Raw genomic sequence first — 25853 nt, 5'->3', positions numbered from 1 at the left:
CCTTTTTTATTTTTATTTCTTTTGTTGTAGCGGACTGATGATCTGAACGTTCTGAAAAACAATTGCTCCTTTAACAACTCCCGCAATTGTGGATCTTAGGGCATCAATGATCTGCATTTTTAATTCGCTCTTAGGGTAAATCAAACTTACCTCACGAGCGGGTTTAGGTTCCTTAAAGTTACGCAGTTTTTGTTTGTCGGAATCTTTTAAGTCTAAGGTGTGCAAGTACGGAAGTAGCGTTGTACCCAAACCTTCGTCGGCTAATTTTATCAGGGTCTCGAAGCTTCCGCTTTGTATCTGAAAATTATTCTGATCCAGGTCGCTGGCATTTTTACACAAATTTAAAATTCCGTCTCTAAAACAGTGCCCGTCCTGAAGCAACAGGATTTCATTAATGTTTAAGTCCGCAACTTCAATTTCTTCTTTTTGAAAACTGGCATGATGTTCCGGTATATAAGCCACAAAAGGCTCAAAATACAAGACGATTTCTTTTATTTTTTCGTCTTCAAGCGGAGTTGCAGCAATAGCAGCATCCAAATGACCATTTTTTAACTTCAGGATAATTTCATCCGTGTTAAGCTCTTCAATTAAGAGTTTTACTTTTGGGTATTTCTTAATGAAATTGTTTAGAAACATCGGTAAAAGTGTTGGCATAATGGTTGGAATAATTCCCAAACGGAATTCTCCTCCAATAAAACCTTTTTGCTGCTCTACAATATCTTTAATACGATCAGCTTCATTTACAATATTCTTGGCCTGGTTTACGATTTTCTGACCAATATCTGTAAGTTGAATGGGTTTTTTGCTTCTGTCAAAAATTTGAATACTAAGTTCTTCCTCGATTTTTTGAATCTGCATACTCAGTGTAGGCTGGGTAACGAAACATTTTTCGGCAGCAAGGGTAAAATTTTTATGCTCGGCAACAGCTAATACATATTGCAATTGAGTTATAGTCATCTTGATAGTAATTTTTGATGCAAAAATAAGAAAATATAACTTTTTTTTATATTATTTTAGGAGAACTTATTTTAAATTTGTAGTAATCACATTATAAAATGAGAACTATGAAAACAAATATTTTAGGTTTACCGGTAAAGGAGTCAGAATTGTTAGTAAAAGAATTAAATGTTCTGTTGTCAAATTTTCAGGTATATTACCAGAATTTAAGGGGGTTGCATTGGAATATTCGTGGGAAACGTTTTTTTGATTTGCATGTAAAGTTTGAAGAATTGTACACAGATTCCCAGTTGAAAATTGATTTGATTGCAGAAAGGGTTTTAACTATCGGCGGAACTCCTTTACATACTTTTGAAGATTACATTAAAAATAACAAATTAGCTGTCGGAAAAAATATTTCAAATGATGAAAAAGCGGTTCACTTAATTGTAAATTCTTTAACGGATTTATTGAAAATCGAAAGAGGAATTTTAAAACAATCGGATGAAATTAATGATGAAGGAACAAATTCGATGATGAGTGACTTCATTGCAGAGCAGGAAAAAACAATTTGGATGATGAATGCATGGCTTGAAGAAGAACTTTAATATGTTGTTTCTGAATTGATTACTATAGCAGAATGGTCGGGTTTGACCATTCTGTTTTTTATGATTGTTAAATTTGTTTAAATTTTTTGGCCTCTCGCTTTGATTTTAGCTGTTTAACACTATTTTTGTTCCAATGAAATTAGTCGCTCGCATATTATTATTCATCTTTATTGCCTTCTTATCTACCCCAACTATTGTGACGGTAATGAAGAAAAGCAACGATGCGTCGATATTTTTCAGTTTTTCTGAAGAGGAACATTCACATAAAGAACTTAAGGCTGCTGTTTATCCGGCAATACTTCAACATGAAGTTGTTATGCCAGTTTATATTGAAAAAAAGACCATTGTGTCTGAAAATATTGTAAAATTAGACAATATTTCTCCGAGCATTTTTGCTCCACCTCCTAACTTGGCATAATACTTCCGATTATTTTGAATTGAACTGCATTTTGATAATTGCAGTAAGTCTTTAATGAATAATTTTTTTAGTATTGTGCTATGACAAAAAAAATCAATCTTTTTGCCAACCTTAAATCTGATTTTGCTTCAGGTTTAGTGGTTTTCTTGGTGGCTCTTCCATTGTGTTTAGGTATTGCAATGGCTTCCGGAGCACCGTTATTTTCGGGAATTATTGCAGGTGTTGTTGGAGGTATTGTGGTAGGTTACTTAAGCCAGTCTCATATTAGTGTCTCCGGACCGGCGGCAGGACTGACCGCCATCATTTTAACCGCTATTACAGATTTAGGTGCATTCGATGTGTTTTTAATGTCTGTTTTTATTGCTGGATTAATTCAATTAGCATTAGGATTTCTAAAGGCCGGAAGTATCTCCAATTATTTTCCTACCAACGTTATTGAAGGGATGTTGGCGGGTATCGGAATTATTATTATTCTGAAACAATTACCACATGCTTTTGGTTACGATGCCGATTTTGAAGGAGATCAGGCATTTATTCAAAATGACGGAAGCAACTCTTTTTCTTTTCTATTCGATGTTTTAAATCACATACATTTAGGAGCGGTTGTGGTTTCACTTGTTTCTTTAGTGATTTTAATTTCATGGGAGAAAGTTCCCTTCTTAAAAAGAATGAAATTAATTCCGGGAGCACTTGTTGCAGTTATTACCGGAATAATTTTAAACGAGTTTTTTACTTCAACAGGAAGTTCACTGGCAATTGCAAATGAGCATTTGGTTTCTTTGCCGGTTCCAAAATCTTTTGATGAGTTTAAATCAATCATAATTTTGCCAAATTTTGCTGCGGTTACCAACCCGCAAGTTTGGGTGGTGGCGATTACAATCGCGATAGTTGCCTCTATTGAGACGTTGTTGTGTATAGAGGCGTCTGACAGAATGGATGTTCAAAAACGTTATACCGATACCAATGTTGAGCTTAGAGCGCAGGGAATTGGTAATGTAGTAAGTTCACTTTTAGGTGGTTTGCCGATGACATCTGTTGTAGTAAGATCATCTGCCAATAATAATGCAGGAGCAAAATCAAAAATGTCGGCCATTATTCATGGTGTACTTTTGCTAATTAGTGTTTTATCAATTCCGGCATTATTAAATAAAATACCATTGGCAACTTTGGCAACCGTTTTAATTTTAGTAGGATATAAGCTGGCGAAACCTGCCACTTTCAAACATTTTTGGGAAAAAGGAAAATATCAGTTTGTACCGTTTATTGCCACTTTGGTATTTGTTGTAGCAACAGATTTACTTAAAGGAGTTGCTTTAGGAATTGTGATCAGTATTATTTTTGTATTGAGAGGAAATCTGAAAAGAGCGTACAGTTTCAAAAAAGAAGAATACGAAGATGGTGATGTCATCCATATCGATTTAGCACAGGAAGTTTCATTCTTGAATAAGGCTGCGATTAAGTCTACTTTAAGTGAAATTCCGGAAAACTCTAAAGTAATTATCAATGCTGCAGATACAGAGTATATTGCGCATGATGTTTTAGATTTGATCCGTGAGTTTAAAGAGACACGAGCAATTGACGAAAATATTAAAGTAAAGCTTAAAGGATTCAAGAAAGCATATGAACTTGAGAATTCACCGGACATTAATAATCATGTATCGATAGAGCATTATTATGATGTTGCGAAAAGAACTTTAGTTCAAAAAGAAAAGGTAAAAGAGAATTTTAAATAAATTATAATTAATTAAGGTATTTCTTGATTGTGAGAAGTATTAAAATTAGATAACTTTACGAGAAGTTTTTTTTTAGTAGATTTAAGCAAACGGGATTACCATACAAAAAACAAAAAAATGAGAGAGTTTTATAAGCAGTTACTTGAAAATAACAGACAGTGGGTCGAAAAATCATTAGCATTAGATCCTAATTATTTTGCAGATCTTGCAAAAGGACAAACACCGCCATTATTGTGGATTGGCTGTTCAGACAGTCGTGTTCCGGCAAATGAAATTATTGGAGCTAAACCGGGTGAAGTTTTTGTACACCGTAATATTGCTAATATGGTAGTACACTCTGATATGAATATGTTGAGTGTTTTAGATTATGCGGTAAATGTATTGAAAGTAAAACATGTTATTGTTTGCGGACATTACGGCTGTGGTGGTGTTAAAGCTGCTATGGGGAATCAGTCTGTTGGAATTATCGACAACTGGATTCGTCACATTAAAGATGAATACCGTCTACACGATAAGTACCTGAATTCAATTGAAGATGAAACAGAACGTTTCAATGCTTTTGTTGAAATCAATGCAAAAGAGCAGGTTTACAATTTAGCTAAAACATCTATCGTTCAGGGAGCCTGGAAAAACGGACAAGATTTGATGCTTCACGGATGGGTTTACGGTTTAAATTCCGGTTTTGTAACCGATTTAAATGTGAATATTGCCTCAAATGAGGAGCTTGATGAAGTTTATCAGTTAGATCTATAATATAAAAAAGAAATCGCCCCAAAAGGGCGATTTTTTTTATTCGTTTTCGTCCAGATTTTCATTAAAAGCAGACGGGAGTAAAGTTGGAATAAATTTGATAAGAATCGGTAGTAATAAACTTCCTCCGGGCAGTAAAAATATGGTGAGCGACGGAATAGTTTTACAGATGTCTAAAAGTTGTTTTTTTACCTTTTTCTTTTCTTTAGCATCCAGATCTCTGGTGGTAGAATAAGCCAGCAGAACCATTAACTCCTTACTTTGAATGATTTCCTTCACTAATCTGTTTTTGTTTCTTACAATCAGTTTTACCACACTATGGGTCATTTGGTCGTAAAAATGTTTTACAGGATTGGAGTAATTAAAATAAGGGATCTTCTTTTTGTGAGTAGTGATAAACGTGTTGGTCGTTTCAATGCTTTTAGTTACAAAATCATCAGAAATTCCCATCATTGATCCTAAAGAGTACAAAAAGTAGGCCTCTTCATTTTCGACAACACCATCGCTCCACAAAGCCATTCCGGCCATATCAATGAAATAGTAATGTTCCAGTTTATGGTTGTAATAGTCCAATTGTAAAGTTTCTAAAGTATCAACGGTAACTTTTGAAAATTTTGAGTATCGGATGGAAGCTTCAAAAAGTTTAATCAGTAAATCGTCGTGCTGAGATTTTATGGTCTTGGTTTTTAAAGCCAGAGCCACAATGCCCATAACGGTTTCTTCGATTCGTTTTAAGTATTTTTCAGGAATTGTCCCATGTTCTAAATATTGTCTGAAAGCCAGAACATCAATAAACAAAAGCGCATTGGTTACTAAATGCGAAAAGTTTTTACTGATTATGCTATCATTTGTCTGAACACGCTGATCTATAATGTTTTCTAAAGAAAGAGAAGGAGTGTCCTTTGGAAGCAGAATTTTAAATATATTAAAACCTTCCGGGCTCATTTCCTTATAGAATTTTAGAACTTCAGAAATAAAATTATTAGGCTCTGAGCTTCTTTTTTCCAAACAAAAAACACCATACAAAGTATTCAATAAAGCTACTTTGGAGATTTCGGTTTTGAACCAGCCTTTTATAGGGATTGGAATCTGAGAATCTATAGCGATGATGTGACCGTAAATAAAACCGGTTTCTCTGACTTTATGGTAAAACGACTCAGCAGTCTCAAAAGGAATAGCTTCTGAAAACTTTTGTTCGCTAAAAAACTTATCTATCCAGCCTGGTGCCGATGGGTTAATCATTAACTTTATAATTTATAGCTGCAAAGCTATATCTTTTTCTTGTTTTAGTGTAAATTTAAAATGAAATAACCACTAGATTTTGTGAAAATGTAGTGGTTATTACTGTTTTATGTTTTTTATTTAATGATTCCGGCACAGGCAACTCTTCCGCCCGCATTTCCTGTAGGCTGTGTTGTGAAATCATCAGATCCCTGATGAACAATTAATCCTTTTCCCAGAATATCTTTGCTTTCATCTCCGCAGCCAATGCACCATTCATCAGTAGTTAGTGTTATAGTCCCGTTACCATTTGCATCAGCGGTAAAGTTTCCGATATCTCCTTTGTGGTACTCGGCAACACCCCATTTTCCGTGTTTTTTAAAAGTTGGATTCCAGTGTCCTCCGGCCGAACTTCCGTCTGCAGCACTACAATCTGCCTTTTCATGAATGTGAATTGCATGTACTCCCGGCTGTAAACCCGTTATTTTTGCAGCAAAAGTTACTTTTCCTTTTCTCTCGGTAAAAGTGGCTGTTCCTGCTACTGTACTTTTGCTTTTTGGCTCTAAAGCTACCCTTAAGGTTTTGGCATCATTTGATTTTGTACTGGTTTTACAGCCAATGATTAAAGCTGTAATTATGGCGAAGGAAACGATTATTTTTTTCATAGAAGAGTCTTTTTTATTATAGTTTAAGTAAAATTAACATAAAATACTGACATGGATTGGTACCGATCGTTAAAAAAAACTAAAACTATTGATCGGAATTTAAAGCAACTTTAGCTGATGAACCCAAAAATATTACGTAAATTCGTGTAATTATGAGTTTATTTACTTGAAAATCAAGGGTTTTATTTTTTAACTTAATCTTAAATATTATGATCAAGAGTATTTTATCTTTCGTTTTTTTAGGAATTGTTTTAACTTCCTGTAATTGCTCTAAAGGAGCAAAAGGGGGCGATGCTTCTAAACTTGAAGGAAATTGGGAACTTAATTATATCTCCGGTTCAAGTGTTGATTTTGATGCTTTGTATCCCAATAATAAGCCAACTATTAATTTTAATCAAATTGAAAAAAGAGTATCCGGAAATAACGGATGTAATTCTTTCAACGGAGCACTTGTGGTAACTGGTCATAAAATCGATCTGACAGGCCCAATGGCTGTAACCAAAAAGATGTGTCCGCAAGCACAGGAAGGGGAACGTCTTTTTATGGGTACTTTGCCTAAAATTACATCCTATGATATTACAGATGAAGGGAAAACGCTTCATTTTATCTCAGGAGACATTGCATTGATGCGATTTACCAGAAAATAGTACTCTTCTTTTCTAATCTAAAATTTGCACTTTATGAAGACTAAATTATCCATTTTATTGTTACTGTGCTGTTTTTTGAATGTTTCAGTTTTTGCACAGGATAAGACGAAGAAGGAGCTAAGGGCAGAAAGAGATTTACAGCAACAGAAAGAAACAGAAGCATTGATTGATTCTAAAAAGTTCGATTTTGAAGCGCAGAAATTAAATCCGCAAGGAGGAAGGCTCATTATTCTGGATTATAATATTTATTTTTTAAGATTTAGCAGCGATAAAATTATTTGTGATCTGCCTTTTTTTGGGCGTGCATTCAACGTTGCGTATGGGGGAGACGGCGGAATAAAATTTGAAGGAGCACCGGAAGATATTAAAGTCGAAAAGAAAAAGAAAAGTTACATTTTAAGAACTACCGTTAGGGGAAAAGATGATGTATATAATTTGCTTTTCACTATTTTCAATAACGGAAGTACGACGCTTTCAGTCAACAGTAACAATAGGGCGTCCATTTCTTATGATGGCGTAATTAGAGCGCCAAAAGCGGTGGAGAATAAGTAGTCTTTCTTTTTTAGAATCTAGAAGTATTTTTTTATAACGGATGAATTGATAAAACAAATTTAAAATCAGAACTATGAAAAAAATAAGCCTTATTCTTATCGTGGCCATTGCTTCATTTTCTTCTTACGCTCAATCATCATTTAAAGAAGATGTGGATGTTGTGCAAAGTATTTACGGAAAATCAAAAGGGGATCTCGTAAAAGAGTATATGAATTTATCCGATAGCCAGGCTGCAGCATTTGCAAAAGTGTATGATAGTTATGAAGCGGATCGCAAGGGTCTCGGGCAAACTAAATTTCAATTGATTAATGATTATGCGGTGAATTATGCAACGCTTACCGATGAAAAAGCCGATGAGCTGGCAAAGGGAACTTTAAGAAACCATATTGGATATGAAAAGTTATATTCTAAAACCTATACGCAGGCCAAAAAAGTGATAGGTGCCATTAATGCTGCGAAGTTCATTCAGTTAGAAGTGTATTTGCAGACGATAATCAGAGCAGAAATTCTGGAGACAATTCCTTTTATAGGCGAACTGGATAAGAGTAAAGTTAAAATTTAGTTTTAAATTTTTACGATAAGCAAAACGGCAGCTATTTTTTGAACAGCTGCCGTTTTTTTATGATCTAAAGTTTTTTATTTAGCGATTTTAACGTCGTAAATTGTATTGACCATTCCGTTACGTGTGGCATCCAGAGGCAATTCCCAAAACATAATTCCGCCTAAGTTTTTAGCTTTCGCATATTCTGCTTTTGCTTTTATAGACGCCAGATTGTCTCCTGTGGCAAATGTTTTTTCTTTTTCATTGTACCAGTGAGGTGCTTTGGCTTTTTCATCCCAAAAGTATTTCCATCCATTGGCTTCTGTATAAAAAGTGCTATAATCTTTAAAAGAAACTCCCTGAACATGCTCACCTGACTGATACAAACCATTGTTGATGTTTTCTACATTTTTCCAGGTTCTGGTATAGAAAGCACCTCCTATAACTAGTTTTTCAGCAGGAATTCCCAGTTTCAATAAATATTCAACCGCTCTGTCTGTAGATTCTTCTTTTGGATTAGTGCTGTATAAAGGCGTATGGTGTCCGGTAACTTTTGAGTATCCGTTCACTAAATCATAACTCATAATGTTTACACGGTTTACTAGAGGCATTACTTTTTTCCAGTCAATCGATTCGTCTAAGGCTTTTTGAAAACCTCCGGCAGCAAAGCTCAATTCGTATTTTTTACCTAAAGTTGAACGTAAAATTTTGATTAGTTCGGTGAAATTTGGCTTGTCAGCCGGCTGAAACAAATGTCCTGGCAGTCCCTCAATTGCCGGATATTCCCAATCTAAATCTAAACCGTCTACTTTAAAATAATGGCTTACTTCTTTTACTGATTTGGCAAAAGTAAGTCTTCCTTCGGCTGTTGAAAATGCAGCAGAACAAGGCTCGCAACCTCCCCAGCCACCAAGTGAAAGAATAATTTTTAATTGTGGATTGGATGCTTTTAATGAAACCAAATGTTTAATCGTGGTAGAATCTTTTGCAGAATCAACACTTAGTTTCCCTTCTTTTAAATGGCAAAAACTAAAAATGATTTGGTTTAGTTTACTTACTTCGTATTCGTTAATTAGCTTGTCATCACCTGTATAATAGGCTATGATGTCCATTTTTTTGCTTTTTTGCCCAAATGTACTTGTGGTAAAGTTGCACAATAGAATCAGGGCAAACAGGTTAATTTGTTTCATTTTATGTTTTTTAAAGTTTTTAGAATGCTAAATATAAAGTAATACCGCCAATATTTAACTATTCTATAGGGGTCTAAGAGTTAATTTTAACGAATATTTTGCAAATCGTTGCAAAAATATTGCGAAAGCTCCTTCCTTCGATTTAGTCAAAAAAATAAATAAATAAACCCGCACTGTTTCGGATTAGTGCGGGTTTAAACAAATTAAAAGCTAAAAACTATTTTTGTATTAGAAGCAGTATTCGTTTTCTGCAACTAATTTAGAAGTAATAACCTCTCTTAAGGCTACTACATTTGGATTGTTTGTGTATTTTGTGAAACGTTTAAGTCCCATTAACATCATACGTTGTTCGTCACCTTCTGCAAAAGAAATGATTCCTTCTTTACCATTTAGGTTAACGATATCTACTGCTTTGTATAAGTATAATTTTGCCATTGCAATTTGCTCTTGTACTTTAGCTTCTCCTTCTTTTTTGGCTAATTTTTCAGTTCTTAAAATAGTACTTTCAGCCATGTAGATCTCGATTAAGATGTTAGAAGCTGCCATCAATAATTGTTGGTGAGAATCTAAATCCGGTCCGTATTTTTGAACAGCGCTTCCGGCAACCATTAAGAAAACTTTTTTCAGGTTAGCGATGATTCCTTTTTCTTCCGCAAATAATTCAGAGAAATCAGGAGTATCAAAAGATGGAATTCCCATTAATTCTTCCTGAACTTTCATAGCTGGCCCTAATAAATCAACATGACCTTTCATAGCCTTTTTGATCAACATACCCACTGAAAGCATTCTGTTAATTTCATTTGTTCCTTCGTAGATACGTGCGATACGAGCATCTCTCCAGGCGCTTTCCATTGGAGTGTCTTCAGAGAATCCCATTCCGCCAAAAATCTGAATTCCTTCATCTGAACAGCTTTGAACGTCTTCAGAGACAGCTACTTTTAGTATAGAACACTCGATAGCATATTCTTCAACACCTTTCAATTCAGCTTCCTGATGAGAAGTTCCTTCTGCTTCACGGGCAGCGATTCTGTCTTCGATGTCTTTTGCAGCACGGTAAGAAGCACTTTCTCCTGCGTAGGCATTAGTTGCCATTTCAGCCAGTTTAGAACGGATAGCACCGAAGCTTGAAATCGGAGTATTAAACTGAATTCTTTCGTTAGCATATTTTACAGCTCCAGTAGTAACTCTACGTTGAGCATCTAAACAAGCAGCAGCTAATTTAATACGACCTACGTTTAAAGCGTTCATCGCAATTTTGAAACCGTTTCCTCTTTCAGACAACATGTTTTCAACAGGAACTTTTGTATCGTTGAAGAAAACCTGACGTGTAGAAGAAGCACGGATTCCTAATTTATGCTCTTCTTCATTCATAGAAATTCCGTTTGACGGATCATTTTCTACGATGAAACCAGTAATGTTTTTATCATCTCCAATACGGGCAAAAACGATGAAAACGCTGCAGAAACCTGCATTCGAAATCCACATTTTTTGTCCTGTGATCGAGTAGTATTTTCCATCTTCAGATAAAACTGCTTTCGTTTTTCCTGAGTTAGCATCAGATCCTGCTCCCGGCTCTGTTAAGCAATAAGCTCCAAACCATTCACCTGAAGCCAATTTAGGAACGTATTTTTTCTTTTGTTCTTCAGTACCATAAAGCGTAATTGGCATAGTTCCAATTCCGGTATGTGCACCGAAAGCTGTAGAGAAAGAACCCGTTGCTCCTGAAATGTAGTCACAAACCAACATTGTAGAAACAAATCCCATTCCTAATCCACCATATTCTTCCGGAACAGCAACTCCAAGAAGTCCCAGTTCACCTGCTTTACGCATAGAAGATTCTGTATAAGCGTAATCTTTCTTCTCGAAACGATCTTTATGCGCCCATAATTCTTTGTCTACGAACTCTTTTACAGAGTCACGCATCATTAATTGCTCTTCCGAAAAATCTTCCGGTGTGAAGATATCTTCGCATTTTGTTTCTTTAACTAAAAACTGACCACCACGAGTCACGTTTTTTTCGATAGTATCTGCCATTGCTTTTGTTTTTTGTATGTTTTTAAATTAAGATGCAAGAGTCAAGAAGGAAGATTGTTGTCTAACTTGTTGATGAAGCCTGTGGTCATCTTTTGAAATTCAATTATTTTATTTTCTAATTTTTCTGTTTTTTCTTTTGTTAAATAGTCATTTTGACAAGCTATCAACAATTGTGTTTGTAACTCAAATGATGACCCTAAACTAATATTCAGATAATGCTGAAAGTGTTTATTTCCTCTGTTTGAACCTTCGGCAATATTAGAAGGTATTGAAACAGAACATCTGTTCATTTGACTTGTCAAACTATACGTTTCTGATTTTGGAAAAGTGGCGGTTAGTTTATAGATATCATTTGTAATTTCTATAGCTAAAATCCAAATTTTCAAATTCTTAAAATTGTGTCTCATGTTTTTTGAGGCAAGATAAGAAGAAAAATTAAAAAGTAAGTTTTTTACTACTTTTAAAGAAGCTTATTCACAGAATATCTTCATTCCAAAATTAAGTCTAGCCTCTTGCTTCTTTCCTCTCAAAAAAACTATAGCACTTCGTAAATCCCTGCAGAACCTTGTCCGGTACCTACACACATACTTACGATTCCGTATTTGTTGCCTCTGCGTTTCATTTCGTCGAATAACTGAACAGAAAGTTTAGCTCCTGTACAACCCAGTGGGTGACCTAATGAAATGGCTCCACCGTTTACGTTTACGATTTCCGGATTGATGTTTAATTCGCGGGTAACAGCCAAAGCCTGTGAAGCAAAAGCTTCATTCAGCTCGATTAATTCGATATCATTCAACGTTAATCCTGCTTGTTTCAAGGCTTTCGGAATTGCTTTTACAGGTCCGATACCCATGATTCTTGGCTCCACACCAGAAGACGCAAAATTTACCAAACGTGCGATTGGCTCCAGATTTAATTCTTTTACCATTTCTTCGCTCATGATTAAAACAAAAGCAGCACCGTCACTCATTTGAGACGAGTTACCGGCAGTTACACTTCCGTCTGCTGCGAAAACGGGTCTTAAACCTGCTAAAGCTTCTTTAGTAGTTCCTGCTCTTGGACCTTCGTCTTTATTTACAACGTATGATTTTGTTTCTTTTTTACCATTTTCATTGATGAAAGTCTGTTCAACAGTAATTGGAACGATTTGTTTGTCAAATTTTCCTTCTGCTTGTGCTTTCAATGCTTTCATATGAGAGTTGTAAGCAAACTCATCCTGATCTTCTCTGGAGATTTTATATTGATTGGCAACCGCCTCAGCAGTTAACCCCATTCCCCAGTAGTAATCCTCATGACCGGCAGCAGCTACTTTATAGTCCGGAGTTGGTTTGTAACCTCCCATCGGAATATAACTCATACTTTCTGCACCACCAGCGATGATACAATCTGCCATTCCGGATTGAATTTTAGCAGTTGCCATTCCGATAGTTTCTAATCCGGAAGCACAATAACGGTTTACTGTAACTCCGGGAACGTCTTCTACTTTTAATCCCATTAACGAGATCAAACGTCCAACGTTAAGACCTTGCTCTGCTTCCGGCATGGCATTTCCTACCATAACGTCATCGATGCGCTTTTTGTCAAAATCAGGCAGTTCATCCATCATAAACTGAATGGTTTCAGCCGCTAATTCATCAGGTCTTTTGAATCTGAAAACCCCTTTTGGAGCTTTTCCAACTGCGGTTCTGTATGCTTTTACTATATATGCTGTTTTCATTTGTTTTTGTTTTTTTAAGATTATAGAAAATAGATCATAGAAAATAGACTGTTACTTTGTCTCAAAATCTTTATTCTTTTTTCTTTATTCTATTTTTTAAGATTATAGAAGATAGAGTATAGAAAATAGACTTTACCAAATCTGAAATCTATATTCTATTCTCTCTGTTCTATTTTCTAATTTCTAAGCGGTTTTCCTTTAGTTAACATATATTGAATACGCTCCAGAGTTTTTCTTTCAGTACATAAACTCAAGAAAGCTTCACGTTCGATATCTAATAAATATTGTTCAGATACTAAAGTAGCTTCAGATAAATCACCACCAGCCATTACGTAAGCCAGTTTGTTTGCAATTTTTCTATCGTGCTCAGAAATGTATTTTCCAGCTTGCATTTGGTCAGTTCCTACTAAGAACATTCCAAGAGCCTGTTTTCCTAGTACTTTTACATCTGTTCTTCTGATAGGTTGCGTATAACCTGCTTCAGCCATTAACAAAGCATGTTTTTTAGCTTCTGCAATCTGACGGTCTTTGTTGACTACGATAATATCTTTTCCGTGTTGTAAAAGTCCGGTATCAAAAGCTTCATAACCAGAAGTCGAAACTTTAGCCATAGCGATAGTCAGGAAATACTCCTGAAGAACGTTTAATTCAACGTCATTTTTGCGGAATAAATCAGAAGCTCTTAAAGCCATTTCTTTAGATCCACCACCACCAGGAAGTACACCAACACCAAATTCCACTAATCCCATGTAAGTTTCAGCCGCGGCAACTACCTTATCAGCGTGTAAGCTCATTTCACATCCACCGCCAAAAGTCATTCCGTGAGGTGCTACGATAACCGGAATCGAAGAATAACGAACGCGCATCATGGTGTCCTGGAACAATTTGATTGCCATGTTCAATTCATCGTACTCTTGTTCTACTGCCATCATGAAAATCATTCCGATATTAGCTCCAACAGAGAAATTCGCTGCCTGATTTCCAATCACTAAACCTTGGTATTCTTTTTCAGATAAATCGATGGCTTTATTGATGGCCTGAAGTACATCGCCACCAATAGTATTCATTTTAGATTGGAATTCTAAGTTTAAGATTCCGTCTCCTAAATCTTCGATAATAGCGCCACTGTTGCTCCAAACTTTTTTACTTTCGCGAATGTTGTTCAGGATAATAAATGAATCTTGTCCAGGAACTTTAGTTTGTGATTTTGTTGGAATATTATAGAAGAAAGTTGCTCCTTCTTTTACAGAATAGAAACTATCGCTTCCGGAAGCTAACATTTCAGTAACCCAGGCAGCAGGCGCTAAACCTTCGGCTTTCATGATTTCGATTCCTTTTGCAACACCAATAGCATCCCAGATTTCGAATGGACCATTTTCCCATCCAAAACCAGCTTTCATGGCATCGTCAATTTTGTATAATTCGTCTGAGATTTCAGGAATTCTGTTGGACACGTAAGCAAACATTCCGGCGAAACTCTTACGGTAAAATTCTCCCGCTTTGTCAGTTCCTTTTACTAAAACTTTAAAACGATTGATTGGTTTATCGATAGTTTTTGTTAGTTCAAGTGTAGCAAAATTTGCTTTTTTTGCAGCACGGTATTCTAAGGTGTCTAAGTCTAAAGAAAGAATATCTTTGTCTACTTTTTTGTAGAAACCTTGACCAGTTTTGCTTCCTAACCAATTATTTTCCATCATTTTGTTGATGAAATCCGGAAGTTTAAACAATTCGTGTTGTTCGTCTGTTGGGCAGTTTTCGTAAATACCGTTGGCAACGTGTACCAAAGTATCCAATCCAACCACGTCAACCGTACGGAAAGTAGCCGATTTTGGACGGCCAATTACTGGTCCGGTTAATTTATCCACTTCTTCGATCGTTAATCCCATTTCTTTTACCAAGTGGAATAAACTTTGGATTCCGTAAATACCAATTCTGTTTCCAATAAACGCAGGAGTATCTTTAGCAACAACCGAAGTTTTTCCTAAGAATTTAGATCCGTATTCGTTTAAGAAATCCAATACTTCAGTTGAAGTTTTTGGACCAGGAATAATTTCAAATAACTTTAAGTAACGCGCAGGGTTAAAAAAGTGTGTTCCGCAGAAGTGTTGTTGGAAATCTTCGCTTCTTCCTTCACTCATGAAGTGAATTGGAATACCGGAAGTATTAGAAGTAACCAAAGTTCCCGGTTTACGGAATTGCTCGATTTGTTCGAATACCAGTTTTTTAATATCCAGACGCTCCACAACTACTTCAATAATCCAATCAACATGGGCAATTTTTGCCATATCATCAGTCGTATTTCCAGTGGTAATTCGGTTTGCGAATTTTTGACTGTAAATAGGAGATGGTTTTGATTTTAATGAATTCGCCAGATGCTCATTTACTACTCGGTTGCGAACAGCTTTACTTTCAAGCGTTAATCCTTTTTTAGCTTCAGCTTCTGTCAACTCGCGTGGTACGATGTCAAGCAGTAAAACTTCAACACCAATATTGGCAAAATGGCAAGCTATTCCCGAACCCATAATTCCGGATCCAATTACAGCGACTTTTTTAATTGTGCGTTTCATAGTTAATATTTTGTTTTTTATTTGATTTGAATGTTCCTTATGAATTAAGGTTATTCATTTTCTGATTTTTCTGTTTGATTGAATATGTTTTTATCCTGAATTAATTCGTTTATAATTTCAGAAACCTCGATAAAATGGTTTAGTTTCTCATCAGAAACATGTTTCCTTACCGTTTCATTAAATTTCAGAACCGTATTTTTAGATAAATCTCTTTTTTCTTTTCCAAATTCGGTCAGGTAAATCAAAACACCACGACCATCAGTTGGGTTTTTTTTGCGAACAATCAAACCTTTATCTTCCATAGATTTCAATGTTCTGGTAAGACTTGTGGCTTCCATGCCCATTCGGGGACCCAAAGCTGTCGATGGGGTTCCTTCTTCCTTATCTATACTCAAAAGGGCAAACCCGGTAGCCATTGTGGCATCGTACTTAGCAGCCTCTTCATTGTACATTCTTGATACAGCTTGCCATGTAGCACGCAGAATATAATCTATTGTTTTCTCTTTCATATGTAACTATATCGATTTCAAATATAATTAAAAAATACTATGCATGCATATAATTTTTTAATAATTTTTTGGTTAGTTAAAAAATCCCTTTGATTTATAGGGGTTTACGGTTAAAATTTAATTGAAATATACTATTCTTTTTTGATGTTTTAACAAAATTAATGCTGTAAAAATTGTTTTATGGTTTTAAAATAAGATAAAATTCTGCATTTTGTAAAAAATTATGGCTTTAATTCAATGGTGTTTTCGGGTTCATATCTTGAAATTGCCTTTTGAAGTATAGCTTTTACTCTATTTCTTAGATTTTCAGGTTTGATAATTTCGATGCCGTCTCCAAATCCTAAAAGCATACGTTCCATTTCGTAATTGGGAGAAATGAACAAATGAACGATGATGCTTTTGTCGTCATTTTCTTTAATGAGCCGCTGTGTGTGATGCAGAGGTTTGGTTATCACATAAGGTGCGTTGGTTGCGTCTATCCAAAGTTCGATCTTTTTGGGTTGTAAACCTGTATTAACGGTTACCCCAATTACGTTTTTATAAAAGAGCTCTGCATCAAAGTTTTCTTCTAAATAGGGAATATTGAAATCGTAATCTATAGATATAATTCTGTCCAGGGCTAGATTGGTAATCGGTTGTGAACCTTTTTTCTTTCCTACCAAAAACCATCGGTTATTGAATTCCTTTAAAATAAAAGGGTGAAAATGAAATTTGCTTTCTTCCTGAGATTTAAACGATTTATAGGTAATAACCAAAGTCACCTTTTTGATGATGGCCTGATAAATCTCATCCAGATAATGAAGTCCTTTTAGTTTTTCATTTTTGTCGAGATAGATAACGGGTTTGGTATGCGATTTTTCGGCATAGATTTTATCCTCCAAACGCTGTAGAATATCCGATACATCACTAAAGAGAGAGAAATCTTTAAACTGCTTTAACATCGAAACAGTTTCAGTGAGCACATTCATGTCTGTTTCGGTTAATGGTATATCGGTTATGGTGAATTCGTCGTCTTCGTATTTATAGTACTTTTTATCATATACTACAATGGGGGCATTGTACCCCAGTTTTTCACTTCGCATGAGCTGAATATCCATCTGAATGGTTCGCTTGCTGATGGGGTTAGCACGACCTTCGTATTCAAACAAAGCATCAGAGCAGCATTCGATTAAGTCGTCTAAAGTCCATTGCCGATATTTGTTTTGAAGACATTTGTCTATCGTTTTGTATCGAATTAGGGCGTTTTTGTTTTGTGACATAGTTTGTTTTTTTTCTTGCAAGGCTGGAAGGGTAATAGTTTTTTGTTTCTCGCAGATCTGGCAGATTGAGCAGATTTTTTTAATCATTTTAATCCTTTAATCAGTGGCTAAAAAAACTCAGCGACTTCCCGTCTTAGCGAGATTATTTTTTTCTTTCTAAAATACTGATCTCTTTTTCAATATTCAATCTTGCTTTCTTTTCATATAAATTCCTAAACTCATCCGTTTGAAAAACAAACTCGTTTTCCAGAAAATGTTTCAGTGCCTTAGCACGTCCGGGTTTGTAGAGAAAATCAGGATAAATGCGATACTCTTTTCTAATTTGCTCGAAATAGATTTTGTAATCCTCCCAATCATGGGCAAGAATCTTCAAATCAAAATCGATTAACCAGTTAATATCTTCAACTGTATTGTGTAAATGCTGTTGTGTAGCACAGATCGCATCAAAAATGAATTGTTTGTTTAGGGTGATATTTTCGGGAAGAATTGACAAAGCGAATTCGGCACTTTTAAGTTCATTGTCTTTTCTGGAAGAAGAGTAAACAATATCATGATAAAAAATGGAGAATAATACTTCATTCGGATTTTCAAGTTTATTTCGATAGACCTCAAAGCTCTCGATCATTTGTCTTAAATGCGTGAGATTGTGATAATGCCTTGATTTTTTGGAATATGCCTTTTCTAAATCCATCCAGTTTTGCCGAATTTCATTTGCTGGAAAGCCAATATTGGATAGTAATTCAGAATAGATTTTTTCTAAATTCATATTGTTTTTTACTCAAATTTAAAATTCTTTTTTTACTGCGCAAAATAATTGCGTACTAGTTTTGAAATCTTTGTTCAGAAATAAAAAACAAACGTTCATAGCAATTAAATAAAGAATAAAACAGGTCAAGTTTGAGTTACTTCAGAAAACTTTCCAACGTACACACTTACACCATTACCTTTTTATTTTACAATCATAATAGAGGCAGTAGCTCAGCGGTAGAGCAGGTAGTTTTGAGATTATCGGTAAAAGGTCAATCAAAACTTACTTCGTACATTTCTAATGTCCGGGTCGTGGGTTCGAATCCCATCTGTTTCACTATTGATGATCAATTAAAACTTACTTCAGAACATCGGCATTTCCGGTTCGAGTCCGGCAAGTTTTAAAATTATCATTAATAAACGAGGGTCAAGATTAACTTACTTCTTCGCGGTCGCCCGCTCCATTTTAGCTTAGTTAGTCTATTACACTCCAATTTAAGGTCAAGTGCTTCTTACTTCAAATCTTTTAGGTAGAATCAGAAGCACCATTATCTAAATTTTAAAAAATTAAAAAAATGAAAACAACAACATTATTAAAAATCAGTTTGCGTCAGAACGCTATTTTCATTCCATCAGAAATGATTACGAATGACGTTAAAAATTTATCTGGAACAACATCAGTTTTGTTAGCCAATGTTTCCAAATTGGGATTTACATTTTCAGAATCCTTACTTCATGCTTTAAACAACGTAAGTCCGACTTATAAAGTTGAGGTTTTAGAAGTTTTGAGAGAGGTTTTAGGAACTGATAAAAATTGGACACCATTGGTAAAAGAATGGAATGTTCCAACAGGAGAATCTGTTTTGGATCATGTTATTACGTATTTCGGAAATGTTTTTAAAACTAAAAACGGAACAACTTTATCCTGCGGACATATCATTCCCGATAATACTTTTCCGTTAGAAAGATACAACGGTTGTCCCTTCTGTGGAACTCCTTTTGAATTTGGTAAAATCGAAAAAGTTGGACAGGGAAGCAAATTAAAAATGCTGGAATTGTGGTCTGAAAAAGATTTAAATGATTTCTATATATCGTTATTGCAATCCAAAACTGCTTTAGACGCCACTCAGACAGATACCTTAAAAATGGTTATGCAGTACTTGTCTTTACCAAAAACTGAGGTAGCAATGAAGGAAACTTTAATGCTTGTAATCGATCTTTTGATCGAAAACGGCAAAGAAGACCAAGCATCGCAATTTTTGAAAACACCAACGGATATTTTAAGATATTTATGGTTTAAAAATACAGGAATGCTTCAGATCATTGAACCAAAAACGATTGTTAAAAGAGCAGCTAAAAATGGACAGCATTTTCATACTGTTTTGGATACAAGTGTGCAGGCGAGAATGGCGTCTCAAAAAGATTTGAAATTGAAATATTCAAGAAAAGAATGTTTGATGGTTGCCAATTGGTTAAATAATATGGATATGGAAGTTGAAGCCATGTGCGAAACGATGCATCCAAAAAGAGGAATGTGGGTTCGTTTTATCCGTGCCTTGCGTTTGGCAGAATACAGCAAAAGAAAAGGATTCGAAAAATTGAATTTTTTAATGGATGTATTTTACAATCAGGTGTATGACGTTTGGCAGGGGAAAGTAAATTCGTCAAGGCTAAAGTTTGATGCCGATAAAACATTTGCGTTGTTAAAGCAACGTCCGGGTTTGTTTGCCCGTTCGTTATTTTCGAATATGCTTTGGTTTGGAGCAGACGAAACGATTGCTCATTTTTCTGAAATTATAGATAAAGTTCCGGCTAGACTAATCTTTACGCTGAACATGTATGCGTCAAATTATTTTGATAAAAACATACAAAGAAGTGTAAAGCCTTTAGGAGGAACCAATAAAAGAGTAAACCCAAACGCATTGTTGAATTTGTATGACGAATCACAGCTGGAGGAGATGAAAAATCAGATTGAGGATTTGTGTCTTTTGGCGATGAGAAAAAGATTCGCAGCGGTTAAAAATACCAATAAAACTATCTACATTGATCCGCAATTATTCAACATTCCGGTTTCAATAGGGGATCGAAGTGATACGGTTCAGGATTTACCTGTAGCTTTAATGGGAACGCGTTTTCCGGTTGAAGGCAACGAAGTGCGATTGTTTATGCAGTGGGGTGCAGGTTTGCCTGCTCAACATCTGGACATGGATTTAAGCTGCCATATTGCCTACGAAGATCGTTCTGATATTTGTTCGTTCAGCCGATTGACGACTACGGGCTGTCAGCATAGTGGCGATATTAGAAGTATTCCGAATAAAATTGGAACTGCCGAATATATCAATATCAACATTGACGAATTGGCAAAAGCCAAAGCTAAGTTTGTGACTTTTACCTGCAATGCTTATAGCAACGGAAGTATCACGCCAAATCTGATAGTAGGTTGGATGAACAGCAAACACCCGATGAAAATTTCGGAGAAAACTGGAGTTGCTTACGATCCGTCTTGCGTGGATCATCAGGTTCGTGTGACGCAGAATGTAGCGAAAGGTTTGGTCTTTGGAGTTTTAGATGTAGCCAAAAGAGAAATCGTTTGGTTAGAGATGACTTTCGGAGGTCAAGTCGTACAAGGTTTGGACTTTAAAGGAGTTCAGGCTTTGCTTGCCAAATTGAACAGTAAATTGAATATAGGTAGTTTGTTACAGCTTAAAGCGGAAGCCCAAGGTTTAACAATCACCGAAGATCAAAATGCTGATGAGGTTTATACAGCCCAATGGGCGATGAACCCAGCAGTTGTGACACAATTATTAATTGATTAATGTTTGTAAACCCGACAGGTTTTTGAAACCTGTCGGGTTTGATGGACAATGTTTGGAGGTATAAAGGTGCAAAGGTTTAATGTTTCACGCAGATTTAAAAAGATTTCAGCTGATAAGCGCAGATTATTTATAAAAATCATTTTTAGATCTGCTCGAATCTGCAAAATCTGCGAGAAATAAAAACTACGCAAAATAACTGCGCAGCAGTAGAAAACCTTTGCACCTATAAACCTTTGCAACTTTGCCCCTTTAAAAAAAAAGAAAAAATGAAAACACAAATAAACGGTACAGAAATATTAGAATTAGGATTTCCGGAAGGAAAAATAATCGGGATTGCCTTAAAAATAAACAGCAAAAGAAACGGATTTACAAGAGACGAAATGATCGCTCATTACAAAAACGTCTTAGAAACTCCGGAGAATTATATAGACGATAAAGTGTTCAGTAAACTGGCGGTTGCTTTAATCGAAAAATCGAACGAGAAACCGGAAGATTTCATTGCTTTAAATCAAAATCCAAATACGTATTCGGCTTACGGACTGGATCATATCGAAGACGGAGCCAGAAAACAAATGGAAGTAGCCATGAAATTACCGGTTACCGTTGCCGGAGCTTTAATGCCCGACGCTCACCAAGGTTACGGATTACCAATTGGCGGAGTTTTAGCCACAAAAAATGCCATTATTCCGTATGGTGTTGGAGTTGATATTGGGTGTAGAATGGCGTTGTCGGTTTATGATATTCCGGAAGATTTTTACTTTGAAAACGAAGCCAAATTCAAAAAAGAATTGATTAAGAATTCTATTTTTGGAGCAGGCCACGGATTTCACGGTCAGTACAAATCGGATCATGCGGTTTTGGAGAACGAGACTTTTAATATGAATCCGTTTGTGAAAAACTTAAAAGATAAAGCCTGGTCGCAATTAGGATCTTCGGGTGGTGGAAATCACTTTGTGGAATTCGGAATCATGGAATTTGCTCAGGACGATGCTGTATTGAATATCCCAAAAGGGAAATATGTCGCTTTGTTAACACATTCGGGATCAAGAGGAATGGGAGCCACAATCGCCGGACATTATACCAAAATTGCAAAAGAGGTTTGTAAACTTCCGGAAATAGCTAAAAACTTAGCCTATTTGGATATGAACACCCAATTGGGACAGGAATATTGGATGGCGATGAATTTGGCGGGAGATTACGCTTCGGCTTGTCACGAGATTATTCATAACAAAATGGAACGCGCTTTAGGAGCGACGATTTTAGCCAAAGTCGAAAACCATCATAATTTTGCCTGGAAAGAAATCTGGAACGGCGAAGAAGTGATCGTGCATAGAAAAGGAGCAACTCCGGCCGGAAAAGGTGTTATGGGAATCATTCCGGGAAGTATGACCGCACCGGGATTTTTGGTGAGAGGAAAAGGGGAGGAGAACGCGATTAATTCGGCTTCGCACGGAGCAGGAAGACAAATGAGCCGAACTCAGGCGATTAAAAACATTACAGCAACAGAGATGAAATCGATTCTGAGTGATCATGGCGTTACGCTTATCGGAGCAGGTCTGGACGAAGCGCCAATGGCGTATAAAGATATCCATCAGGTGATGAAAGCGCAGGAGGACTTAGTAGATGTAGTGGCCAAATTTACACCTAAATTAGTGAGAATGGCGGATGATGGGAGTAAGGAGGATTAGTGGTCAGTGATCAGTTTTTAGTGATCAGTCGCAGTTTTCAGTGCGGAGGTGTGTTTTTAGTGATCAGTCGCAGTCGCAGTTTTCAGAGTAGGAGCGTACAGCAGTGTGTTTAACGCTTTGTGGTAATTTTAACCGCAAAGAGCGCTAAGATTTACGCAAGGTTCACAAAGGTTTTTCCACATTTTTGTCATTTCGACGTAAGGAGAAATCTCCGCAAGTAGCTCCGCAACGTGAGTCCAATCTTTGTAGAGTATCTCGTGGAGATTTCTCCTTACGTCGAAATGACAAACTTTGTGGTTATTATAGCTGTAAAGAGTTTGTAAAAATTTCTCTCACGCAGATGTCCACAGATTATTTATAAAAATCATTTTAAATCTGCTAGAATCTGCAAAATCTGCGTGAAACAAAAAAACTTAGTGTCCTTGTGCCATAGTGGCAAAAAAACAAATAATAATTTAAGGAAACAGAGAGGAAAAAACTTAGCACCTTAGCCTCTCAGAACCTTAGCACCTTAAAAAAAATGACATATATAGACATAGGTATTAACCTAACCAACAAGCAATTCCAAAACGACACAGACGATGTCGTACAAGACGCACTTGATGCCGACGTATCGCAAATGATCCTCACGGGCACAAGCATACGAAACAGTGAAGAATCTGCAAAGATGGCGAGGCAGTACCCGGGCGTGCTGTATGCGACGGCAGGAATTCACCCGCATGATGCGAAGAGTTTCGATGCGCAGAGTATTTCGAAACTTCGAAATTTATTAAAGCAGAAACAAGTCGTTTCAGTTGGCGAGTGCGGACTCGATTTTGATCGTGACTTTTCGCCCAGAAATGTACAGGAAACCTGTTATAAAGCCCAACTAGAATTGGCGATTGAAATACAGAAACCTTTGTTTTTGCACGAAAGAGCTGCTTTTACCAAGTTTATGAACATTACCAAAGACTATTTACCGCAATTGCCCAAAGCCGTGGTGCATTGTTTTACGGGAACATTACAAGAAGCCAAAACCTATCTCGATAACGGATTCTATCTGGGTTTTACCGGAGCAATTTCTGATACCAAACGTTTCGCTCATTTAAAAGAAGTGATTCAATACGTACCGCTCGACCGTCTGATGATTGAAACCGATGCTCCGTTTATGCTTCCTAAAAATGTGCCGAACAGCCTTTTGAAGAAATACCACGAACGCCGTTGCAAACCAGCTTTTCTGCCGTATGTGGCCGGAACCATTGCACAGTTTAAAGGAATTACTTTAGCTAAAGTGGCAGAAGAAACTACGAGAAATTCTAAAAGCTTTTTTGGAATTTAGGTTTAATTCTAAAGATTATCTGTTGGCTTTTAAATCATGTGTTATTACTTGATTTAAAGCTTTCCTGTTTACTTAATATTTGAAAACAATCATGAAAGAAAAAATACTAGAAAAATTAAAAGAAATAGAAAAGCAGAAGGATGTAGAGATACTTTTTGCAGTAGAATCAGGAAGTCGTGCCTGGGGATTTGCTTCTCCGGATAGCGATTACGATATTCGTTTTATATACAAACACAAGCCAGATTATTATTTGTCACTTTGGGAAAAATCCGACGTGATCGAATTTATGACCGAAGATGATCTTGATGGTTCTGGCTGGGATTTACGTAAATCTGTAAAGTTATTAGCAAAATCTAATACAGCTTTGATTGAGTGGTTGTTTTCGCCAGTTGTGTATTTTCAGGAGGATGATTTTGTAAAACAAATGCAAGATTTAGCCGTTGAATGTTTTTCACCAATAGCGGTTTTACATCATTATCTAGGAACAACGAAAAACTTTATGGAAGTTTGCGAAATGGAAGAAGTAAAACTAAAGAATTATTTCTACGCTTTAAGAACAGCTTTAGCAGGAAAATGGATTATAGAAAAGAATACTTTTCCACCCGTTCCTTTTGCCGATTTATTACCAATTGCACCACAAAATATACAAGAGAAAATAATAGAGTTGCAAAATATAAAAGCTGGTCAGGATGAAAAATATTTGCACCCTAAAGAAACTTTAATAACCGATTTTTTATTGGAAACAGTTCAATTTAATTCGGAAAATGCAAGTAAGTTAGGAAGTGGGAATAAGATAAATGAAGAGTTGGATTTGTTTTTTAGAAGAGAAACATTTAAGAATAGTTTAGTTTAAAATTTCAGTAAAATGACCATCCAAAATTTAAAATCCCAAAACCTAATCCTATTCGAAGTTATTTCGGGTAGTAGATCTTTTGGGTTAAATACACCAACATCAGATACCGATATTAAAGGGGTCTATTATCTGCCAAAAGAAAAATTCTTTGGGTTAGATTATATTCCGCAGGTTAGTAATGAGACGAATGATGAGGTTTATTACGAAATAGGGCGTTTTGTAGAATTATTGCTTAAAAATAATCCCAATATTTTAGAAATTTTAGCTTCACCGGAAGATTGTATTTTGTACAAACATCCGCTGATGGAGCGTTTACAATTAGGAGATTTTTTGTCTAAACTCTGCAAAGATTCTTTTGCAGGTTATGCCGTAACTCAGATCAAAAAGGCGAGAGGTCTAAACAAGAAAATTGTAAATCCAATGCCAAAGGAAAAGAAAAACCTTTTGGATTTTTGTTATGTTTTAAATGGATATGAAACAGTTTCTTTATTGGCATTTTTAAAAGAGAATAACTGGAATCAGGAACAAATTGGTTTGGTAAATCTTCCTAATTCAAAAGGAATGTTTGCCATGTTTTATGACGAAAATAAAACTTTAGGCTATAAAGGAATTATTCAGAAAGAAACCTCCAATGAAGTTTCGCTTTCATCAATTCCAAAAGATGAAAAGCTAATAGGTTACTTGTCTTGTAATCAGGATGGCTATTCAAAGTATTGCAAAGAATATACTGAATACTGGAACTGGATTGAGAAGCGTAACGAAGATCGTTACAATACGAACCAACAACACGGAAAGAATTATGACAGTAAAAACATGATGCATACTATCAGGCTTTTACAAACTGCTGAGCAAATTTTGTCAAGTGGAAAATTAAATATCAGAGTTTCTAATCGGGATGAATTATTAGATATAAAAGCAGGAAATAAAGAATACGATGATTTATTAGAAATGGCTGATAATTTAATTGCTTCAATCGAAAGTCATTATGTAACTTCAAATCTTCCTGACAAACCTGATGAAGAAAAGGCCGTTCAAACTCTAATTAAAATTAGAGAAGAATTGTATAAATAAGGAAAAGTCTGCT

At 35.9% G+C, this 25853-nt stretch carries 23 protein-coding genes and 1 tRNA gene; 13 read left to right on the top strand and 11 right to left on the bottom strand.

The genetic code is table 11. The features are described from left to right. Positions 1-12: 12 nt before the first annotated feature. On the bottom strand, positions 13-957 hold the full coding sequence (locus BHE19_RS11730; RefSeq protein WP_070907276.1) for a LysR substrate-binding domain-containing protein: 945 nt from the start codon (positions 955-957) through the stop codon (positions 13-15). Positions 958-1064: 107 nt separating this feature from the next. On the opposite strand from BHE19_RS11730, the gene BHE19_RS11725 reads away from it, so the two are divergent. The 4 genes from BHE19_RS11725 to can all read left to right on the top strand — a co-directional run bounded on the left by BHE19_RS11725 (position 1065) and on the right by can (position 4448). Further along, positions 1065-1544 (top strand): Dps family protein, encoded by a 480-nt coding sequence (locus tag BHE19_RS11725; RefSeq protein WP_070907275.1) that lies wholly within the window; start codon positions 1065-1067, stop codon positions 1542-1544. A gap of 133 nt (positions 1545-1677) precedes the next feature. After that, positions 1678-1962 (top strand): hypothetical protein, encoded by a 285-nt coding sequence (locus tag BHE19_RS11720; protein ID WP_070907274.1) that lies wholly within the window; start codon positions 1678-1680, stop codon positions 1960-1962. An 80-nt stretch (positions 1963-2042) separates the two neighbouring features. Further along, positions 2043-3695 carry a SulP family inorganic anion transporter gene (locus tag BHE19_RS11715; protein ID WP_070907273.1) on the top strand — a complete coding sequence of 551 codons (1653 nt, stop codon included), beginning with the start codon at positions 2043-2045 and terminating at the stop codon, positions 3693-3695. A gap of 117 nt (positions 3696-3812) precedes the next feature. Continuing rightward, complete coding sequence (gene can / locus BHE19_RS11710) at positions 3813-4448, top strand: carbonate dehydratase (protein WP_017496112.1); 636 nt, start codon at positions 3813-3815, stop codon at positions 4446-4448. 36 nt (positions 4449-4484) lie between these two features. On the opposite strand, the gene BHE19_RS11705 is transcribed toward can, so the two are convergent. After that, positions 4485-5687, bottom strand: a complete 1203-nt coding sequence (locus BHE19_RS11705) for an LETM1-related biofilm-associated protein (RefSeq protein WP_070907272.1) — start codon at positions 5685-5687, stop codon at positions 4485-4487. A gap of 116 nt (positions 5688-5803) precedes the next feature. Beyond that, positions 5804-6331 carry a superoxide dismutase family protein gene (locus BHE19_RS11700; protein WP_070907271.1) on the bottom strand — a complete coding sequence of 176 codons (528 nt, stop codon included), beginning with the start codon at positions 6329-6331 and terminating at the stop codon, positions 5804-5806. Positions 6332-6540: 209 nt separating this feature from the next. On the opposite strand from BHE19_RS11700, the gene BHE19_RS11695 reads away from it, so the two are divergent. The 3 genes from BHE19_RS11695 to BHE19_RS11685 all read left to right on the top strand — a co-directional run bounded on the left by BHE19_RS11695 (position 6541) and on the right by BHE19_RS11685 (position 8092). Then, positions 6541-6978 carry an META domain-containing protein gene (locus BHE19_RS11695; protein ID WP_026109947.1) on the top strand — a complete coding sequence of 146 codons (438 nt, stop codon included), beginning with the start codon at positions 6541-6543 and terminating at the stop codon, positions 6976-6978. A gap of 33 nt (positions 6979-7011) precedes the next feature. Next, positions 7012-7530 (top strand): DUF4251 domain-containing protein, encoded by a 519-nt coding sequence (locus tag BHE19_RS11690; protein WP_017496108.1) that lies wholly within the window; start codon positions 7012-7014, stop codon positions 7528-7530. 73 nt (positions 7531-7603) lie between these two features. Further along, on the top strand, positions 7604-8092 hold the full coding sequence (locus BHE19_RS11685) for a hypothetical protein (protein WP_070907270.1): 489 nt from the start codon (positions 7604-7606) through the stop codon (positions 8090-8092). A 74-nt stretch (positions 8093-8166) separates the two neighbouring features. On the opposite strand, the gene BHE19_RS11680 is transcribed toward BHE19_RS11685, so the two are convergent. From BHE19_RS11680 to BHE19_RS11645, 8 genes are all read right to left on the bottom strand, one after another. Beyond that, a complete protein-coding gene (locus BHE19_RS11680; protein ID WP_070907269.1) occupies positions 8167-9261 on the bottom strand; it encodes a glycoside hydrolase family 18 protein in 1095 nt (364 codons plus the stop codon). Between the two features lie 228 nt (positions 9262-9489). Continuing rightward, complete coding sequence (locus BHE19_RS11675) at positions 9490-11295, bottom strand: acyl-CoA dehydrogenase family protein (RefSeq protein WP_017496105.1); 1806 nt, start codon at positions 11293-11295, stop codon at positions 9490-9492. A gap of 41 nt (positions 11296-11336) precedes the next feature. Continuing rightward, entirely contained in the window at positions 11337-11702 is a 366-nt protein-coding gene (locus tag BHE19_RS11670; RefSeq protein ID WP_070907268.1) for a four helix bundle protein, read from the bottom strand. A 128-nt stretch (positions 11703-11830) separates the two neighbouring features. Beyond that, on the bottom strand, positions 11831-13012 hold the full coding sequence (locus tag BHE19_RS11665; protein WP_017496103.1) for a thiolase family protein: 1182 nt from the start codon (positions 13010-13012) through the stop codon (positions 11831-11833). Positions 13013-13188: 176 nt separating this feature from the next. Then, a complete protein-coding gene (locus BHE19_RS11660) occupies positions 13189-15579 on the bottom strand; it encodes a 3-hydroxyacyl-CoA dehydrogenase/enoyl-CoA hydratase family protein (RefSeq protein WP_070907267.1) in 2391 nt (796 codons plus the stop codon). 50 nt (positions 15580-15629) lie between these two features. Next, positions 15630-16088 carry a MarR family winged helix-turn-helix transcriptional regulator gene (locus tag BHE19_RS11655; protein WP_017496101.1) on the bottom strand — a complete coding sequence of 153 codons (459 nt, stop codon included), beginning with the start codon at positions 16086-16088 and terminating at the stop codon, positions 15630-15632. Positions 16089-16309: 221 nt separating this feature from the next. Continuing rightward, complete coding sequence (locus tag BHE19_RS11650; RefSeq protein ID WP_070907547.1) at positions 16310-17347, bottom strand: helix-turn-helix transcriptional regulator; 1038 nt, start codon at positions 17345-17347, stop codon at positions 16310-16312. A gap of 142 nt (positions 17348-17489) precedes the next feature. Further along, on the bottom strand, positions 17490-18113 hold the full coding sequence (locus BHE19_RS11645; RefSeq protein WP_070907266.1) for an HD domain-containing protein: 624 nt from the start codon (positions 18111-18113) through the stop codon (positions 17490-17492). A gap of 201 nt (positions 18114-18314) precedes the next feature. Between BHE19_RS11645 and BHE19_RS22800 the strand changes: the two genes are divergently transcribed. From BHE19_RS22800 to BHE19_RS11620, 6 genes are all read left to right on the top strand, one after another. Next, a tRNA-OTHER gene (locus BHE19_RS22800) sits at positions 18315-18431 on the top strand. A gap of 238 nt (positions 18432-18669) precedes the next feature. Next, positions 18670-20910, top strand: coding sequence for a hypothetical protein (locus tag BHE19_RS11640; protein WP_070907265.1), 2241 nt, complete (start codon positions 18670-18672; stop codon positions 20908-20910). Between the two features lie 266 nt (positions 20911-21176). After that, entirely contained in the window at positions 21177-22598 is a 1422-nt protein-coding gene (locus BHE19_RS11635) for an RtcB family protein (protein ID WP_070907264.1), read from the top strand. A 520-nt stretch (positions 22599-23118) separates the two neighbouring features. After that, positions 23119-23916 carry a TatD family hydrolase gene (locus BHE19_RS11630; RefSeq protein ID WP_070907263.1) on the top strand — a complete coding sequence of 266 codons (798 nt, stop codon included), beginning with the start codon at positions 23119-23121 and terminating at the stop codon, positions 23914-23916. A gap of 91 nt (positions 23917-24007) precedes the next feature. Next, positions 24008-24769, top strand: coding sequence for a nucleotidyltransferase domain-containing protein (locus tag BHE19_RS11625; RefSeq protein WP_070907262.1), 762 nt, complete (start codon positions 24008-24010; stop codon positions 24767-24769). A gap of 12 nt (positions 24770-24781) precedes the next feature. Beyond that, positions 24782-25840: a nucleotidyltransferase domain-containing protein gene (locus tag BHE19_RS11620; protein WP_070907261.1), complete on the top strand. Its 1059-nt coding sequence runs from the start codon at positions 24782-24784 to the stop codon at positions 25838-25840. Positions 25841-25853 lie beyond the last annotated feature (13 nt).

Source organism: Flavobacterium tructae, from assembly GCF_001853485.1.
GTDB lineage: Bacteria > Bacteroidota > Bacteroidia > Flavobacteriales > Flavobacteriaceae > Flavobacterium > Flavobacterium tructae.
The sequence above is the reverse complement of the archived record's forward strand: the minus strand, read 5'-3'. Positions and strand labels throughout refer to the sequence as shown.